The 17,668-nt window shown below is 39.0% G+C and carries 21 protein-coding genes; 4 read left to right on the top strand and 17 right to left on the bottom strand.

All coding sequences use genetic code 11. From position 1 onward, the window contains the following. Entirely contained in the window at nt 1-354 is a 354-nt protein-coding gene (gene rsfS, locus NKF87_RS06975; protein WP_028085917.1) for a ribosome silencing factor, read from the top strand. A gap of 137 nt (nt 355-491) precedes the next feature. Here rsfS and lexA read toward each other — a convergent pair whose 3' ends face one another. Next, entirely contained in the window at nt 492-1,106 is a 615-nt protein-coding gene (lexA, locus tag NKF87_RS06970) for a transcriptional repressor LexA (protein WP_055284226.1), read from the bottom strand. A gap of 215 nt (nt 1,107-1,321) precedes the next feature. Between lexA and NKF87_RS06965 the strand changes: the two genes are divergently transcribed. Both NKF87_RS06965 and NKF87_RS06960 read left to right on the top strand, forming a co-directional pair. Next, a complete protein-coding gene (locus NKF87_RS06965; protein WP_117597469.1) occupies nt 1,322-1,714 on the top strand; it encodes a LysM peptidoglycan-binding domain-containing protein in 393 nt (130 codons plus the stop codon). 268 nt (nt 1,715-1,982) lie between these two features. Further along, a complete protein-coding gene (locus tag NKF87_RS06960) occupies nt 1,983-3,083 on the top strand; it encodes a tyrosine-type recombinase/integrase (RefSeq protein WP_253583331.1) in 1,101 nt (366 codons plus the stop codon). A gap of 93 nt (nt 3,084-3,176) precedes the next feature. On the opposite strand, the gene NKF87_RS06955 is transcribed toward NKF87_RS06960, so the two are convergent. From NKF87_RS06955 to NKF87_RS06920, 8 genes are all read right to left on the bottom strand, one after another. After that, a complete protein-coding gene (locus NKF87_RS06955) occupies nt 3,177-3,821 on the bottom strand; it encodes an AAA family ATPase (RefSeq protein WP_055284228.1) in 645 nt (214 codons plus the stop codon). A gap of 81 nt (nt 3,822-3,902) precedes the next feature. Continuing rightward, a complete protein-coding gene (locus NKF87_RS06950; RefSeq protein ID WP_195256614.1) occupies nt 3,903-4,823 on the bottom strand; it encodes an RluA family pseudouridine synthase in 921 nt (306 codons plus the stop codon). Beyond that, nucleotides 4,798-5,310 carry a signal peptidase II gene (lspA, locus tag NKF87_RS06945; RefSeq protein ID WP_195256613.1) on the bottom strand — a complete coding sequence of 171 codons (513 nt, stop codon included), beginning with the start codon at nt 5,308-5,310 and terminating at the stop codon, nt 4,798-4,800. Before lspA ends, NKF87_RS06950 begins: the two co-directional genes overlap by 26 nt. A 59-nt stretch (nt 5,311-5,369) precedes the next feature. Then, complete coding sequence (locus NKF87_RS06940) at nt 5,370-6,125, bottom strand: RNA-binding protein (protein ID WP_177999861.1); 756 nt, start codon at nt 6,123-6,125, stop codon at nt 5,370-5,372. A gap of 2 nt (nt 6,126-6,127) precedes the next feature. Further along, nucleotides 6,128-6,688 (bottom strand): cell division protein SepF, encoded by a 561-nt coding sequence (locus NKF87_RS06935; RefSeq protein WP_028085924.1) that lies wholly within the window; start codon nt 6,686-6,688, stop codon nt 6,128-6,130. Nucleotides 6,689-6,713: 25 nt separating this feature from the next. Continuing rightward, nucleotides 6,714-7,412: a YggS family pyridoxal phosphate-dependent enzyme gene (locus NKF87_RS06930; RefSeq protein WP_253584304.1), complete on the bottom strand. Its 699-nt coding sequence runs from the start codon at nt 7,410-7,412 to the stop codon at nt 6,714-6,716. A gap of 30 nt (nt 7,413-7,442) precedes the next feature. Next, the gene (locus NKF87_RS06925) at nt 7,443-8,819 is read right to left on the bottom strand and encodes an HlyD family efflux transporter periplasmic adaptor subunit (RefSeq protein WP_253584302.1); all 1,377 of its coding nucleotides are present in this window, start codon (nt 8,817-8,819) and stop codon (nt 7,443-7,445) included. An 18-nt stretch (nt 8,820-8,837) separates the two neighbouring features. Continuing rightward, the gene (locus NKF87_RS06920; RefSeq protein ID WP_195256611.1) at nt 8,838-9,788 is read right to left on the bottom strand and encodes a TIGR01212 family radical SAM protein; all 951 of its coding nucleotides are present in this window, start codon (nt 9,786-9,788) and stop codon (nt 8,838-8,840) included. Between the two features lie 80 nt (nt 9,789-9,868). On the opposite strand from NKF87_RS06920, the gene NKF87_RS06915 reads away from it, so the two are divergent. Continuing rightward, entirely contained in the window at nt 9,869-10,069 is a 201-nt protein-coding gene (locus NKF87_RS06915; RefSeq protein ID WP_028085928.1) for a DUF378 domain-containing protein, read from the top strand. Between the two features lie 46 nt (nt 10,070-10,115). Here the strand turns inward: NKF87_RS06915 and NKF87_RS06910 are convergent, their stop codons facing one another. Genes NKF87_RS06910 through mreD form a run of 8 tightly spaced genes read right to left on the bottom strand, consistent with a single transcriptional unit; the run spans nt 10,116 to nt 17,665 of the window. After that, nucleotides 10,116-11,096 carry a D-alanyl-D-alanine carboxypeptidase family protein gene (locus tag NKF87_RS06910; protein WP_253584300.1) on the bottom strand — a complete coding sequence of 327 codons (981 nt, stop codon included), beginning with the start codon at nt 11,094-11,096 and terminating at the stop codon, nt 10,116-10,118. Next, a complete protein-coding gene (gene mgsA / locus NKF87_RS06905) occupies nt 11,080-11,475 on the bottom strand; it encodes a methylglyoxal synthase (protein WP_006426567.1) in 396 nt (131 codons plus the stop codon). Before mgsA ends, NKF87_RS06910 begins: the two co-directional genes overlap by 17 nt. 12 nt (nt 11,476-11,487) lie before the next feature. Further along, nucleotides 11,488-12,612: an FtsW/RodA/SpoVE family cell cycle protein gene (locus tag NKF87_RS06900; protein ID WP_118308952.1), complete on the bottom strand. Its 1,125-nt coding sequence runs from the start codon at nt 12,610-12,612 to the stop codon at nt 11,488-11,490. Next, a complete protein-coding gene (locus NKF87_RS06895; protein ID WP_028085931.1) occupies nt 12,609-12,821 on the bottom strand; it encodes a cell division topological specificity factor MinE in 213 nt (70 codons plus the stop codon). Before NKF87_RS06895 ends, NKF87_RS06900 begins: the two co-directional genes overlap by 4 nt. 12 nt (nt 12,822-12,833) lie before the next feature. Further along, nucleotides 12,834-13,625: a septum site-determining protein MinD gene (minD, locus tag NKF87_RS06890; RefSeq protein WP_117597478.1), complete on the bottom strand. Its 792-nt coding sequence runs from the start codon at nt 13,623-13,625 to the stop codon at nt 12,834-12,836. After that, nucleotides 13,607-14,197 carry a septum site-determining protein MinC gene (locus NKF87_RS06885; RefSeq protein ID WP_028085933.1) on the bottom strand — a complete coding sequence of 197 codons (591 nt, stop codon included), beginning with the start codon at nt 14,195-14,197 and terminating at the stop codon, nt 13,607-13,609. Before NKF87_RS06885 ends, minD begins: the two co-directional genes overlap by 19 nt. A gap of 17 nt (nt 14,198-14,214) precedes the next feature. Beyond that, nucleotides 14,215-17,154, bottom strand: coding sequence for a penicillin-binding transpeptidase domain-containing protein (locus NKF87_RS06880; RefSeq protein ID WP_253584299.1), 2,940 nt, complete (start codon nt 17,152-17,154; stop codon nt 14,215-14,217). Further along, complete coding sequence (mreD, locus tag NKF87_RS06875; RefSeq protein ID WP_028085935.1) at nt 17,147-17,665, bottom strand: rod shape-determining protein MreD; 519 nt, start codon at nt 17,663-17,665, stop codon at nt 17,147-17,149. The genes NKF87_RS06880 and mreD overlap by 8 nt, the downstream gene beginning before the upstream one ends. Nucleotides 17,666-17,668: the final 3 nt, after the last annotated feature.

Genomic DNA, 17,668 nt, shown 5'->3' with positions numbered 1-17,668 from the left:
ATGGATCAGGCAAAGGAAATGGCAAAAATCGCATTTGAAGCGTTAGAAGATAAAAAGGGTGAAAATGTATGTGCGATTGATATTTCATCGGTATCTGTTCTTGCAGACTATTTTGTAATTGCAAATGGTAACAGTGACAGTCAGGTACGTGCACTTGTTGAGAATGTAGAAGAAAAGATGCATAAAGCAGGATATGCCGCAAAAGAGACAGAAGGACACAGAAGCGGAGCGTGGGTGTTGATCGACTTCGGTGATGTGATCGTACACATTTTTGACAGAGAAAACCGTCAGTTCTATAATCTGGAGCGTATCTGGAATGATGGAAAGAGAATTGATGATGTAAATGAATTATAAAGTATCATAAAATAAAAGTTTGTTAGTATTTAGTATGTAGAATGAACTTTTGTTAAAGACCCCAGGCAAATATATCATGTAAAACAGAAATCCGTTTTTTGATATATTGCCTGGGGTTTTTTTCTGAAAAATATCGTTTAGAAGAAACGGAAAACCCCGATCACTTTTCCCATAATCTGAAGATCACGGACGATAATTGGTTCCAACGCATCATTTTCCGGTTGTAAACGGAAGATACCTTCTTCTTTGTAAAATCTTTTGACAGTGGCACTGTCTTCAAGCAATGCGACTACAATATCTCCGTTATCGGCAACAGCAGACTGTTCGACCAGTACAAAATCTCCATCAAGAATACCAGCATTGATCATACTTTCGCCATGTACTTTGAGCATAAAAGTCTGTTTGTTAGGCATATATTCCATCGGGATAGGGAAGTAGTTCTCTATGTTCTGTTCTGCGAGAAGTGGTTCTCCTGCAGCAACATGTCCGATGACAGGCACATTTACCATTTCGCGGCGGTTAAAATTAAAAGAGTCATCCAGGATCTCAATCGCACGTGGTTTGGTTGGATCCCTTCTGATATATCCATTCTTCTCAAGAGTTTCCAGATGAGAGTGAACAGAAGAAGTAGATTTCAGATGAACTGCTTCACAGATATCTCTGACTGATGGCGGGAAGCCACGCTCCAGTATCTGGGATTTGATATATTCTAATATTTCTTCCTGCTTTGCAGTTATTTTCCCCTGCGCCATATTATGTCCTCCTTAAGATGGATTGTAAATTCGTTAATTATTATATATTTAATGATAACACAGGATATCGGAAAACGCAAACAGATGTTTAGAAAATATGTTCGAAATATATGGCGGAATCTATTGACAAACATTTGTTCGACTTGTATAATAGATGACGTAGAGAACAAATGTTCGCACAAAACTGTTTTGAAGAATAGATGGAGGGGTACGAGATGGATACAAAGAGAATCTATAGAGAAAGCAGAGGAAGTAATTATACCGGTTACAACAGGGCAAGCAGCCGAAGAAAAAGAAGTGTACATGTAAAGAAGCTATTTGTTGGTATTTTTTCTTTGTTTATGATTCTTGGACTCAGTGCATTTTATGGGAGCGGTCTTGTGAGTGCACACGATAACGTCAAGGATGATCCGGTAAGATGCAAGTACTATAAAAGTATTCAGATTCATTCAGGAGATACTCTTTGGAATATTGCAGAGGAATATATAACTGAAGATTATGAATCTTTCAATGCTTATATTACAGAAGTAAAAAAGATCAATAAGCTTTCATCCGATCAGATTCAGGACAGTCAGTATCTGACCGTTCCATATTACGATTACAGATGATTTTTTAAATCATTCTTTAAAACAGAATCATTCCGATATATATGCTGAAAGGCTTATATATATTATACTCACCCACGGCAATGAATGAAAAATAGTAGTTCATTGCCATTTTGTTATTGGTACATATCTATACGACAAATACCGATTTTTCCAAAAGATATAGACGGAAATAACGAATTCTGCTATAATTATATTGTTTTATGAGGAATTTTTATTATTTTATTGATACTTTTATTCCATCATTTCTATTCAGGAGGTTTTCTATTACATGATTGATTCATCTACCAACCTAACAAACACGGCATCAAACAAACCGCATAATTATCATGAACAGAGTCAGATTGATCAGACGTTACGCCTTCGTGAAGTCTTAAAGACTTTGCCGCCTTTTGCGAAGGACTATTTCCGTGCTATGGAACCAAAATCATCTGCACGTACCCGCATTAACTACGCTTACGATATCCGTGTGTTTTTCCATTTCCTTATGGAAAATAATCCTGTGTATAAGAATTATACGATGGACCGTTTTATGCCCCGGGATCTGGAGGACCTTGAACCTGTAGATATTGAGGAATATCTGGAATACCTGAAAGTATATAAACGCGATGAGGACGGTGAATTGATCACCAATGGGGAAAAAGGACTGGCACGTAAAATGTCTGCTCTTAGAAGTTTTTACGGATATTATTTCAAACATCAGATCATACAGAAGAATCCGACACTTCTGGTAGATATGCCAAAACTACATGATAAAGCAATCATACGTCTGGATACCGATGAAGTTGCTTTGTTGTTGGATTTTGTGGAATCTGCAGGCGATCACCTGACCGGACAGGCACTGAATTACTATAAGAAAACGCGGGACCGTGATATTGCTATTCTTACGCTGTTATTAGGAACCGGTATCCGTGTGTCCGAATGTGTCGGACTGGATCTTAAGGATGTGGATTTTAAGAACAATGGAATTACGGTTACCAGAAAAGGTGGCAATCAGATGGTTGTGTATTTTGGCGATGAAGTTGCCGGAGCACTTGAAAATTATATAACGGGTGACCGCGAGGCAGCTACTCCCCTCTCTGGCCATGAACAGGCATTGTTCTTATCGACACAGAGAAAGCGTATGGGTGTCCAGGCAGTTGAAAATATGGTGAAAAAGTATGCCAGACAGGTAACGCCGAATAAGAAGATCACACCGCACAAACTTCGCAGTACTTATGGCACATCGTTATATAAAGAGACCGGTGATATTTATCTTGTGGCAGATGTTTTGGGACATAAAGATGTAAATACGACGAAAAAGCACTATGCCGCAATAGATGATACCCGTCGCCGTAAAGCAGCTTCAGCAGTTAAATTGCGGGAATTGTAAGATATACAGAATCGAACATTTTTATGTCGTAACATGCAAAAAATCTCTGACGTAAAATATACAATTTATATTTATACGTCAGAGATTTTTGATTTACAATTTTCTGTCTGTAACAGTTTCTTTTAATGCTACTAACTGTTCGATTGCCTTTGCTGTCCCGTCAATTCCAAGAAGAGAACTGTCAAGGCAGATATTATAGCTTTCGGCAGCACCCCATTTTTTATTGCTGTAATAGTTATAATAGCTGGAACGTCTCTTATCAGTCTTTTTAATCAGATCTTTGGCTTTTGCATCTGTCAGATCATAGATCCGTGCGATTCTGCGGACTCTTGCGTCCATGTCGGCATGAATGAATACACTTAAGACATTATTAAATTCTTCCAGTGCATAGTCGGCACAACGTCCAACAAGAATACAAGGACCTTCCGATGCGATCTTGCGGATGGTATCAAATTGTGCGAGAAAAATTTTATGATTGATCGGCATGTCTGTATAACTGGATGAAGGATATCCGAATGAGTAGGAATCCATAACCAGAGAATACAGAAAACTGTTCGTAGGTTTTTCATCGTGTGTTTCAAAAAGTTCTTCGCAGATACCACTTTCCTTTGCTGCGCGTTCCAACATTTCTCTGTCGTATAATTTGATTCCGAGATCTTCAGCAACTTTATATCCGATCTGGCGTCCGGCACTACCATATTCACGGCCGATCGTAATGATTGTATTTGTCTTTGCCATATATACCACGCTCCTATACATAAATTAATATAAACATATTATACAGCAAACTCGGAGAAATGTATAGAATTTTCACATAATTTACCTGCAAATATTCCTTAGTCTGTCTAATAGTTCGATAAAATATTCCGGAAGGGGTGCGTTGACTTCCAGGTATTCCCCGGTAGATGGGTGTATGATACCAAGAGTGCGTGCATGTAAAGTCTGTCCCTGCAATCCTTTAAAAGGACACTTTTTCGGACCGTAAACTTCGTCACCGAGCAGAGGATGACCGATGCTTGCCATATGGACACGGATCTGATGGGTTCGTCCGGTTTCAAGCTCACATTGGATATAGGTATAATCTCCGAAACGTTCCAGAACTTTGTAGTGGGTAATGGCCTCCCGTCCATTTTTACAGTGAGTACTCATTTTCTTGCGGTCTGTCGGATGACGTCCGACCGGTGCATTAACCGTACCGGAATCTTCTTTGATATTACCATGTACGATCGCAACATAGATACGACGGATAGAGTGTACCTTTAATTGTTCGGAAAGGCTCTGATGAGCTTTATCGTTCTTGCAGATGACCAGTGAACCCGTGGTGTCCATATCAATGCGGTGAACAATTCCGGGACGCATACAGCCGTTGATACCGGACAGTTCATTTCCGCAGTGATACATCAGAGCATTGACCAATGTTCCGCTGTAATGTCCTGGAGCAGGGTGAACAACCATCTGCTTTGGTTTATTGATCATAATAATATCCTGATCCTCATATAAGATATCCAGTGGAATGTTCTCAGGCACGATATCAGGCTCTTTTGCTTCTGGAAGGGTAACTTCTACCCTGTCATCAAAAGAAAGCCTGTAATTGGATTTTACAGGCTTCTGGTTTACTTTTACATATCCATCTTTGATGATTTTCTGAATATAAGATCTTGATCTGTCTTCGAACTGTTCGGAAAGATAGAGGTCAATCCGCTGGCCTTCGGCATTAAGATCGATGGAAAATTCTTTCAAGGTCTTCCTCCTTATAGTAAACGAGTATTAATATAACTAACAGGAATGCTGCAACGGTAACATAGATATCTGCAACATTAAAAATCGGAAAGTCGATCAGTTTGAAATAAAAGAAATCGACTACATAATTCAGGCGGATACGGTCAATACAGTTACCGAAAGCCCCGCCAACGATCAATACCGCACAGATACGAAGTGGCAGATATTTTTTCCCCATAGGTACTTTGCTGTAGAACCAAATCACAGCTGCGGTAATCAGGAGTACACTGATGTAAAAGAAAACTCTCTGGTTTTGCAGTATACCGAATGCAGCTCCTCTGTTTTCAAGATATTCTAATTGAAATATATTTCTGATCAGTACATAAGCCGGTCGGTCTTTTAAGTGTCCGACAACAAGATATTTTGTAAACTGGTCTATGCATACCAGTACAACAACACTGATCAGTGCTGTGATATAATGTGTGATACGTTTTGTATTTGTATTCATGATACTCCTTGCCGATCATACTATGAATCTATAACTTTTTTGAATTCATAGTACAAAAACTATATATATTTGCGTACAGAAATCATATAACGTCCTTTTTTTGTCTCAGACAGGATCCCATTATAGGCAATACGACCCATTTTACGAACGGAAATTATATCATTCTCTTTTAACCGGTATCCGTTACTGGTAATCAGTTTTCCATTCACAAACACTTTTCCGGCTTCAATCTGAGACGTGATCTTACTTCTGGAAAGAGGATATGCCAAAGCGAGAACACTATCGAGACGGATGGATGATACGGTTCCTTTTAATTCTTCGTATCTCGGTTCATAATCAACCTGAACACCGGTACCGATCGTTGCTTTTACATGAGTATGTCTGATCTGAGTCAGATTATCGGTGACATATTCTGCCATTTCTTCTTTGACAAATATCAGCGCTTTATGATCTTCTGCAATAATATCTCCGATCTTACAACGTTCAATACCAAGATTCATCAGTGCACCAAGATAATCGCGGTGAGTAAGATCTTCGGAAAACTTCTTATTCAGCGGGCTGACTTCTATTGTCTGAATCGGATATTCATACTCATAATAAAGAGCATCAGGTAGAAATACAGCCATCTGACGCTCTGATAAGTCATATCCACCATACGTCTTATACTGGGATAAGAACATGTCTTTCGGTGTCGTATGAAGAATATTCAATTCATTCAAATTAAGAAAGTCAGAAAATACAACAATTCCTCTGTTATATGCAAGTCTGGAAAGTTCAACCAGACGTTTCTGTAACATACTTTCTTCTTTGTTCATAATTAAAATCTTGTCCTCATAGATGAAGAATCCAAAGAAGTGTTCAACAGATCCTGAAGATCTCCCGAAATATCTACATTTGTAGGTGTTACCAGGAATATGTAATTCGAAATCTTCTGCAGGTTACCACTGATTGCAAATGTAGCACCTGAAGTAAAATCAATAATACGCTGTGCAATCTCAAGATCCAGTCCCTCCAGATTAAGGATCACTGTGCGTCCGCTTAACAGAGTCTCTGTGATCTCTCTGGAATCTTCAACAGAAGTTGGCTTAATTACACATACTTCCATATTTACACTGCTTCTTCTTGCAGGCTGACGCATAGGTGTTACTTTATTATTAGAGAATGAAGATTTCTGCTTTACAGGTGCTGTATATTCCTCCTCGTCATTCTCATCAAAATCTTTATCATTGTCTTTTGTGCTTTTATGAAAGAGGCTTCTCTTGGGCTTTTCTTCATAATCATCATCATATTCGTCATCGTCGAAGAATTCATCATCATCGTATTCATCGTCTCCGTCGTCTAACTTCATGATACTTAAGAACTTATCTAATACTCCCATTTTTAATAAATCTCCTATCTTCCGTTTATACTTGATGAGTATAGTCTCGTGCTCCGAAGATTCCGGTACCAACACGGACCATGGTAGCTCCTTCTTCTATGGCTACCGGATAGTCATTTGTCATACCCATAGAAAGAATACTCATAGTAATATTATCAATGTTTTTCTTTGCGATGTCAACAGATAATTTGCGTAAATGAGCAAAAACAGGGCGATTATCCTCAGGATTTTCTACAAATGGAGCAATTGTCATAAGACCTTTTACACGGATATGTGAAAATTTTGATATCTGCTCTACGAATGCAGGAACTTCTTCCGGCATAAGTCCGAACTTACTTTCTTCTTTCGCAACATTCACTTCGATCAGTATATTGGCTGTAACGTTATGTTTTTCTGCTTCTTTATCAATTGTTTCAGCCAATCGGACAGAATCCACAGAATGAATAAGATCTACTTTATCAATAATATATTTGACCTTATTACGCTGCATATGACCGATCATATGCCAGTGGATATCTTTTGGCAGAACTTCATATTTGGAAGCGAGTTCCTGTGCTTTGTTCTCTCCATTGACACGAACACCCAGATCATATGCTTCCTGCAGCATCTCTACAGGTTTTGTTTTGCTTACTGCGATCAACGTAACCTCTTCTCTCTTACGGCCGGCGCGGTCGCATGCAGCCTGGATATTTTCTTCTACTTTTGCAAGATTTTCTTTTAACATAATTTCTAGCTCCTTTTCTCTTATATCAAATTAAGAAATGACATCACCCTCATGTACGTCTTTTCCTGTCAGTGCAATGTGGTCGTAATTGGACAGACCATAATCATTTCCACTTTGTACAATATAGTAATCATCGCTTTCGCATAAAATCTGTACCTGACGGAATACCGCATACCCCCGGTTGATATTATAAACTCCCTTTAATTGCTTTGTTTCTGATAATTGATAAGTATCTGAAGAGCCTGCTTTTTTTAAGGTTGTATTTTTTTCAAAATCATCCGGATCAACATAGACAGAACCGGTCTGTGTATCGCGGTAATAGATATCAACAGCCTGAAATTCTGCATTCTCTTTCCCGGTATCGATCAATACACCGGTACTGTTACTATTTCCGCCCTGGGTAAGATAATCTTCCGGAATTACATAGAAGTCCTTCTTTGTAATCGCTGATTTCGGTATTTTAAGTCCGGACTGATCTTCGAGTATCAGTTCTACGTCAACAAAACGATCCTGGGCATAGCGTACCATCGAAGAATCAAATGCAAGATATCCGAGATAAGACCCTTTTACTTTTTTCATGGAAAATGCAGCGGTCATAGTTTCATTATCTTTCGGAAAACGTACATGGACACTAGAAGAATCTTTCAACTCTTTTGCACACTCTTTGGTTAAAGGAATAACCAAAGTCCAGTCATCATCTTTGATTAATTTGTATACCGGGGTGCCGGATTTAATCCGGGTATTGTTCTTCTGCTCTTTTTTACGATAGCCTTCTTTGCTTAACATATCCGGGGTTACATCATCCGCAGTAGTTTTTTCGAATCCGTCCACATAATAACATATGATACCGTCAGAATCCGCAGAAAACACATGAAGTCCGTCGGTATCTGCATCGGTCAGAGCAGCAAGCTGAGTCTGACGGTTCTGATTTGATTTTCCATCCAGCACATTTGAGATATTACTTTTTAATGTATATACATCTCCGAAACTTTCATCAGAATAATTTTCGCAGAAAGTCTGGGTCTTCTGACGTATATTGTTCTGCTCAACGGAGGTTAATTTCTGACTTTTTCCTGATTTTGATTCAAACTGTAACTTGTGGTCAGAAAGAGAATAAATCTGTGTTTTAGCACCGACTTTACTACCGGCTGAAACAAAGTAATTAACGTATCCATTGTCTTCGGAGCGGATTACTGTTTCATTACGGATGGCAAGACCGGTATAGGAATTGTCTTTGAGAATGGATCCTTCCCGAACCTCATAAACAGAAATATGTTTTTCTGTCAGATACATTAATACAGTTACAACAAGATAAATAAATATAACACCAAAAATGATGATCCCAATATTTAAATGTTTTTTCTTCTGATATACTTTTATATTTGATGATTGCGTGTTTCCAGCCAAATTTCCGGCCTCCTATCTTTATTGCTTTAACATACGTAACGCTGATCCATTTAAATAGTGAAATGCCTTTCCCTGATAACTTTGCCTTTCTGTCATGATTTCAAATAGTTCATCTCTTAACTTCCACCAGCTGGTGTCCCAGTTACAGAATACAGCATCCTTTTCCGGAATACGGCTGAACAGGCGCTCAATTGCAATATCCGGTCTCAGATATTCCAGAAACAGGATGAGGCGGTTCAGGTACTCTTCTTTTTTACATAGAGATATTGTACCATTTTCATACGCTTCGCACAACTTTGTATTCTTAGCAATATAAAGAGAATGTGCCTTTACGATCTGTACCGGAAGTGCAGATAATATTTTTGCCGTTTCAATGCTGTCATCCAGATCATCTCCCGGAAGATTCAGGATTACATGGGTACAGATATCGAAAGAATATTTGTTGATATGCAGGACCGCATCGATAAATTCCGCAAGAGAATGACCTCTTGATATTTGTTTTAAGGTATGATAATTCACTGTTTGAAGTCCGAGTTCGATCGTAATCTGGATTCCGGTTTTTTCCCGGACTGTATGTAATACATCCAGGTAGTCATCCCGTATACAATCCGGACGTGTAGAGACGGCAATTTCAACAATATCAGGAACGCGGGATGCTTCCTCGATATATGAACGGAATATTTCAAGCGGTAAAAATGTATTCGTAAAGTTTTGAAAATACGCAATAAACTTATGCGCATGATAACGATTCTCAATGTAGTCGCGAGTTCTAAGAAGCTGTTCTGTGACAGATACGGCAGAGTCCATTGCTTCAAATCCGGTTCCCTTTTCTGCACAGAACGAACAGCCGTTTCCGTTAATTCTATTTGGACAGCTGACCGGGAGGTTTACCGGAAGTTTATATACTTTTTCTCCATATCTTTCTTTGAGATATTGTGAATATGGATAATATTTTTCACTTTTATCCATGATAAAAATCCTTTCCGCAATGTATAATTCCACTTTTCCCGGCAATACTATTATCATTCGATAAAAGGAGGATTACTCAGATGAAATGGTTTGATAACACTGCATTGACGCTTGTAATCATCGGTGCACTTAACTGGCTTCTGGTTGGTATATTTAAACTGGACATCGTAGCCGTAATCTTTGGAAATCTCACATGGATTTCCAGAATTATTTATACCATTATCGGTCTATGTGGACTTTATCTCATCAGCCTTTATGGAAGAATCGGAAGTTCATCCTAAAAAAGGGGTATCCGTATTATGGATGCCCCTTCTATATTTTTACATATTATTTTTCAGGAATTGCTTCCACAATTGCTGTCATATCTTTATAAAGCAATGGCTTTGTATCAGCATTCATTACAATAGAGATATATGGATGATTGTTCTCATCTTCTGTAAGAAGAACGAGACAATTCCCGGCCAGCTTGGTTGTTCCTGTTTTTCCGCCGATGACAGTTACATTATCTGGTTTTTCTGCTTCACCGGTAGCATAAAAATTAGTAGGTTCCCAGGTAATACTTCTTACAGCACCACTACTTCCGGTAACCTTTGCGGTATGTGATTTTGATTTGATGATTTTGACAAAATCATCATTTTTAATGCATTCATTAAAAATGAGATAAAGGTCATAAGCAGTTGTATAATGGTCATCATTATGAAGACCATTAGAATTTACAAAATGTGTGCCTGTTGCCATTAACTTTTTCGCTTCTTTATTCATCATTTTGGCAAATCCATCCATACTTCCGCCCACATATTCTGCAATTGCTGTTGCATTGTCATTTCCGGAATGAAGTAACAGACCATATAATAAATCGGATAATGTAATCTTATCGCCAGCCTGTATTCCGCAAGTCGCTTCGTCTGCAGCAAAGCTGTTCATATCGGCATTCTGAGACACTGTAACAACGTCTGACAGATCAGCGTTTTCCAAAGCAACCAAAGCAGTCATAAGCTTGGTTGTACTTGCCGGATAGATTTTATCAAACATCTGATAGGAAAAGTCAACTTTTTTTCCGTCAACATCAAACAAGGCTGCTGAATGAAGTGTATCTGTTTCGGCAGAGGTAATCCCTTTCAGATTGACATCACCAGATGCAACAAACAGATCAGAAGCAAATAAATCACCTGTATACAGATTTGTGTTATAATTTTCGATTTCATAATCTGCTACTACATTCTTTGAACCAAAACCACAACCGGTTGTCACCATTGCCGTCAATGACAGCACAGCTATTAATTTTGAGTATTTACCGATACATTTCACGCCAGTCTAAATCTCCTCTGTCAATTGCTAAGATAATAATTTCTGCTGTTGCAAGATTCGTTGCCAGCGGAATATTATAAGTGTCGCACATACGGATCACATCATTAAGATCCGGGTCGTGAGGTTTTGGATTGGAAGGCTCTCTCAAAAAGATCAGAGCATCAATATCATTCTGCGCAATCTGCGCTCCTAACTGCTGCTTTCCGCCTAAGGGACCGGCCAGATATTTATGAACTTTCAGGTTTGTAACTTCTTCAATTAATCTTCCTGTCGTTCCTGTAGCATAAAGACTGTGTTTGCTTAAAATTCCTCTATATGCGATACAGAAATTTTGCATCAGTGCTTTTTTTGAATCATGTGCTATCAGACCTATATTCATATTATTCACTCCTTACTGGTATTTTTTCGGTTGTAATCCTACGTTCAAGACTAATCCAATTCCAATATATAAACTTACAAGAGATGTCAGTCCATAACTTACAAAAGGTAATGGTACTCCAGTATTAGGTAATATCTTGGTGGCAACACCAATGTTAATAAAACTTTGTATGCCAATCAGTCCCCCAACACCACAGCATATGATTCTTCCTGCAAGGTCTTGCGATCGTATCCCAACTAAAATACATTGTATCACAATTAATAGTAATAACGCAATAATTATACAACCTCCGACAAAACCTAATTCTTCACCAATGATCGCAAAAATGAAATCTGTCTGTGGTTCAAGAATGAAATTACCGTTTTTTACGGATGTAGTCGTGTTATTATCCAGCCCTTTTCCTGTTAGCTGACCGGAACCAATTGCCATGACAGAGTTTTTCTGCTGGTAAGCTTCATCACTTTCATATTTTTCGGGTTCGATAAAAGCAAGGATACGCTTCTGCTGATAATCCTTTAAAAGCTTCTGGTCAGGCTGAACAACGATACTTAAAAAGATGACTGCGACCGGTATTAATATAACAAGGACGGTACCGATGAATTTATAACTTAGTCCGGCTACATAGATCATAAGACAGATCATAAGAGCGGTACAAATGGTTGTGGACAGGTTTGGCTCAATTAAGATCAATACCAGCGGAATACCTGCGAGGACAGCATATTTCAACAGTGTAAATTTATCATTGATATCTTCTTCGTGTTCCATCAAAAATTTTGCAAAAAATATGATCAGTAATATTTTTGCAAGTTCTGAAGGCTGGAATTGGATAAAGCCTACCTTGATCCAGCGGGTTGCACCATTTACATTCTCACCAAATAATTTTACTGCAGTAAGCATAATGATAGAAAGTATATACAATACCCAATAAAAATTTATGATCCACATATAGTCAATCAGTGACACGATGATCATAGCCGCAAGACCTATCACGACACCAAGAATCTGTTTGTTCTGAAGAGATTCTTTTGCACTGCCTACGACTAAGATACCGAAAATGGATAAAATACCTACAAGTGCAACAATTCCGAATTTGTAATTTTTCCAGTTATATGGTTTTGTAAATCTATGTGATCTCACGTTTCTTCTCCTGCTATTCTTATCACTATCTGTGAACGGTTAATCTCTACTTGAAAATCATCTTCTGTAAGTTCCACGTATTTGGAAAGGGTTTGATATAAGTCCCGGCAGATATGATCATAAACGGAAGGCGTACATTGTACCCGATCCGATACGACCAATGCGCGGAGACGGTTCTTTGCAATGGATACGGAAGAGCTTTTCAACATATTCAGGGCCTCCTAATTCTTCTTGAATGCATGTGAGATCCTTGAGAAGAATCCCTTTCCGGTATCAAGATTTATATAAGGAACTTCCAATCCCAGAATACGCTTACAAATATTTAAATATCCTTTTCCTGCCGTTGAATCGAGACCAATTACCGGTTCCCCCTGGTTAGTCCCGATAACAACCTGTTCGTCATCAGGAAGGATTCCAATTAAAGGTACCGAGAGGATTTCGGTGACATCATCAACGGACATCATATCTCCCCGCTTCACCATGTCCATCCGGATGCGGTTGATGATCAGGTCAATCTTACGGATCTGATTCTGTTCCAGAAGTCCAATGATACGGTCAGCATCACGAATGGATGATACTTCCGGAGTTGTAACAACTAATGCACGGTCAGCACCGGCAATGGCATTTTGAAAGCCTTGTTCAATACCGGCCGGACAATCCAAAAGTATGTAGTCAAATTCTTCTTTTAATTCAGAAGTGAGCTTTTTCATCTGTTCCGGTGATACCGCCGACTTGTCTTTTGTCTGGGCGGACGGGAGCAGATATAGATTTTCATATCGGCTGTCACGGATCAATGCCTGTTTCAGGCGGCATCCGCCGGTCACAACATCGACCAGATTATATACGACCAGATTTTCCATGCCCATCACAACATCCAGATTCCGGAGCCCTAGATCAGTATCTATGATCACTACCTTTTTGCCAAGCTTCGATAAACCTGCTCCTACATTTGCAGTTGTAGTCGTCTTTCCAACTCCACCTTTTCCTGATGTAATTACGATAACTTCGCCCATGAATAACTTCCTCCTATAACTGGTTTTACTTTTACTTCTCCTATCCGCAGTTTTTTCGGCTGCATACGGAGAGCTGCAATGACAGCATCTCTGCGTCCGGAGGCACCTGCGATCACCGTACCGTATATGGTACCGGTTACAATTACATTTCCTTTGGATGCAACGGTAGCACCTTCTTCGATATCACCTATGATCACAATGCTCTGCTCGGACTCAAGAACCTGCCTTCCTCTTAATGTACCCTTATAGAACTGCCCGTCTTTTTCATGGATGGCTTCAAGGCTTTCGTCCAGCATTTTTTTATGGACTTGTTCTGTAACAGTATTTTTCTCAATGATACAAAGTATTTCGATATTGGCAGCTGATTCAATTTCTCTTGTCAGCTGCCGCTCTTCATCTTCTGTGAAAGAACGGCCTTCATATTCCACAGCCATTTTTGCGTGAGCAAAGAACCTGGAAGCAGATTGGAATTTCTTTTTTACGACTTCCAGAAGTTCCTCGAATGAACTGTCTGAATCAAAATAAATAGTGATGCCGTATTTGTTACTCTTGATGAGCACCTGGTCTTTCACATAGAATCATCCTTTCTTTAATCTCCACCATTTGATCCGGTACCAATATCTGATGCAGATCCCGTGATCAATTCATTTTCCGGTGTGACTTTATAGTAGTACTCCATGACATCATTACCGACTTCAGCTGCAAATGTCGAACTGTAGCCGTTGGCAATACGGATTGCAAATGCAATCTGTGGGCTGTCACTAGGAGCAAATCCTACAAACAGACCGTGGTCTGGATGAGTCTGACTTTGCTGTGCAGTTCCGGTTTTACCGGATAATGCAATACCACTCGAATTTAATTTCGTAAAAATATCTTTATGTTCTGAAGTTACAACTGCTCTCATACCTTCATGGACTGCCTGCCATGTAGAGGCGGACACAGCGGTAACTTTATTTTTTACTTCAGGAGTATAGTCTTTGATCGTTTTCCCTTTAGGGCTTGTAACCTTATCTAAAAGACTTAAGTTGTATACGGTTCCCTCATTTGCAACTGCTGTGATATATCTTGCAAGCTGACTGGTAGTATAGTTGTTGGTACCCTGTCCGATAGCAGATAATACAGAGTTGTCATCGGATATCTGCGGGTCAGATTCAGGAATTTCCATACCCGAAGTATCTCCAAGACCGAATTCTTCCGCATATTTTTGAAGTTTTGCAATACCACGTTCGCTTGAATAATAATTCTGTGTACTCTTTCCATCTGAGGTATCACTGTCCAGCTTTGAATCACCGGCATTATTGAGCCCCAGTCTGTAACCGACTTCATAGAAAAAGTCATTACAAGAATGCTGAATACCCTGCGATACATTCAGGTTACCATGTGATGACGGGTAAATCCAGCATTTTGGATTCGGTGTGACTTTCTTATATACTCCGGCACATGGAAGATATGTGTTAACGTCAATGACACCTTCGGTCAGACCGGCAATTGCAGATAATGGTTTGTAAGTGGAACCAGGTGCTGTCTTTTCCTGTGTTGCATTGTTGTAGAATGGACGGGACTGATTGGTAAGCAGTTTGCTGTAGTAATCAGAATCCATGGTATTTGCAAGACGGTTGTTGTCATATCCGGGATAAGAGACGCATGCAAGTACTTCACCGGTGTTCGGATCTGTTGCAACCAATGAACCGGTACAAGGCTCCAGTCCTAACTGTCCGGGTGTAATCTCCAAAGACTGGATTTTACTCCGCATAAAGTCATATGCACCGACATTTCCTGCTTTCAGACCGTTATACTGCTCATCATCCTGATCCAGTATTCCCTGTTCATAGAGCATCATGCATACCTGCCTGCCGGTAATTGTTCCGGATTTTATCATATAGCGGTAGATCAGTTTGTCAAAACTATTGTCTGAATCAACATAATCCAAAATATAATTAATAATTCCCTGATATACTTCACTGGAATCAGAATACTGTTCATTTGATTTTATATAATCTTTCAATAGTGAAGTATCTATCCAGTTCTTTGAAATAGCATAATTCAGATAGCTATATACATTAATAGATTCATCATCTTTCCAGGCTTTATAAGTATCATCTTTAGTATTGATGGATTTTGACATTACTACACCTGTTCCGTTTGTCAGCACATCCGATACCAGATAGGTGAGGTACGCCTGTATTTCTTTCGGCTGATCTTTATATGCTGCTGCATTGGAATCGCTGAATATTTTCGTAAGAGAATTCTTCACTTCTTCTTTTCTTACGGCGAATGCAGATGCAACCTCTTTTTCGGCTTCACCGGCATTTGCATCTGTAAAATGCGTCATATCAAGTACGTCATTGTTGATCATAGCGTTATATACATCACCAATCGGAATGATAACGTCACTTCCGTCTTCGACTTTATTCCGGTCAAAATTCAGATTGTTTTGTATTTTGGCAAGCAGTACGCCCGCAAGTTCCTGTTCCAGAATGTTATAAGCAGCTTTTTGAAGATTAGCATCGATCGTCAGATACAGATCATTTCCGGCTTTGGGCTTTGTGCCCTTTACTGTTTTGATTACTTTTCCGACATTATTAACATAAAGTTTCTCATTTCCCTTTTTTCCCTGAAGCTGGGAATCCAGTGCCTTTTCCAGACCAGCTTTACCGACAGTATCGGTTTTGTTGTATCTTTCCTGATCTGCATCACTTAATGCGTCATACTCTTCCTGGGAAATCTGACCGGTATATCCTATAATGTTTGCAAAACAGTTACTGTCAGCATATTTTCTCAGTGATTCTTCTTCTACATTGATACCGGATAATTTGTCCAGATTTTCCATGATGTCTGCAACTGTTGCATCACTGACATCTTCGGCAATTGTAGTTGAAATGTATTTCTGATAACTGTTCAGCCAGATCTGATAACGGATATTGATCAGTTTTAATACCATGGACTTGTCCATAGATTTTTCATCAATACCAAATTTCTGCTTATTTGTACACAGATAATGAATTAGTTCATCGGCAGTAGTCTCTTTCTGTTTTTTGGAAAGCTTATCAATTGTAGATTTACCATATACATCAGCGATAAAACGTAATTTCTGCGTTTCATTCTGTGCAACAAACTGATACATATTATTACTGTCCAAAATGATTCCAAAGTTATTGATCACGGTATCACCATTGGATTCTACCATTTTAATAACAGAAGAAATCGTCTTGTTTAAAACTTTATTCTGCTGTGCAATACTGTCATAAGAACCATTGTCTTCAATTGTGACAGAGTATGCCAGTTCATTATAAGCCAGTAGGTTGCCATTGCGGTCATATATATTACCACGGGTTCCCTGAATCTCTTTTGTTTTCTGAATCTGCAGTTTATAATCGTCAAGGTATTCCTGTCCTTTTACAATCTGAAGATAAAATATCCGCTGTACCAGAATTGCCGATGTAATACAAAAGACAATGATCAGCACGAATATTCGAGATTGTACGAATTCTGCAATGCCGGATTTGATCCGTTCCCATAAACTATACAAATTTACTTGCACTCCTTTGCTCTTCTGCTTCCAGTTTCTTGTTAATGTGTAATATGATCTGATACAGAATCAGTGTGACCAGGATTGTATATACAAGCTCGGGCATAATGATCTGTCTCAGGTATGCTTCAAAAGCAAAATCCCCCCGCAAAAGATACATACAGAAGTATGTAACTAAACCATAGATCAATTCGCTGACTGCGATCAGTGCGATTGGAAGTTTAATGTCATCATCATAAAAAAGTCTTCGGAATGATCCGTTCAGATATCCGATCACCGAGAAAAGTAACGTATAGAATCCAAGTGTATTCCCCCAGAATACATCCGTCAAAAAGCCGGAAAGGAATCCTACGGCAAGCCCCTCTTTCTTTCCACGCATAAATCCGAACGATGAAGTGATGATAATCAGCAGGTTCGGTTTGATGGATGCAAAAGATAATCGGTGGAAGATGGTGCATTCCATTAAAAAGCATATGATGATAATACAAAATGTAATCAACTTTCGTTTCATGAA

It is taken from the genome of Dorea longicatena, from assembly GCF_024168045.1.
Lineage (GTDB): Bacteria > Bacillota > Clostridia > Lachnospirales > Lachnospiraceae > Dorea_A.
The sequence above is the reverse complement of the archived record's forward strand: the minus strand, read 5'-3'. Positions and strand labels throughout refer to the sequence as shown.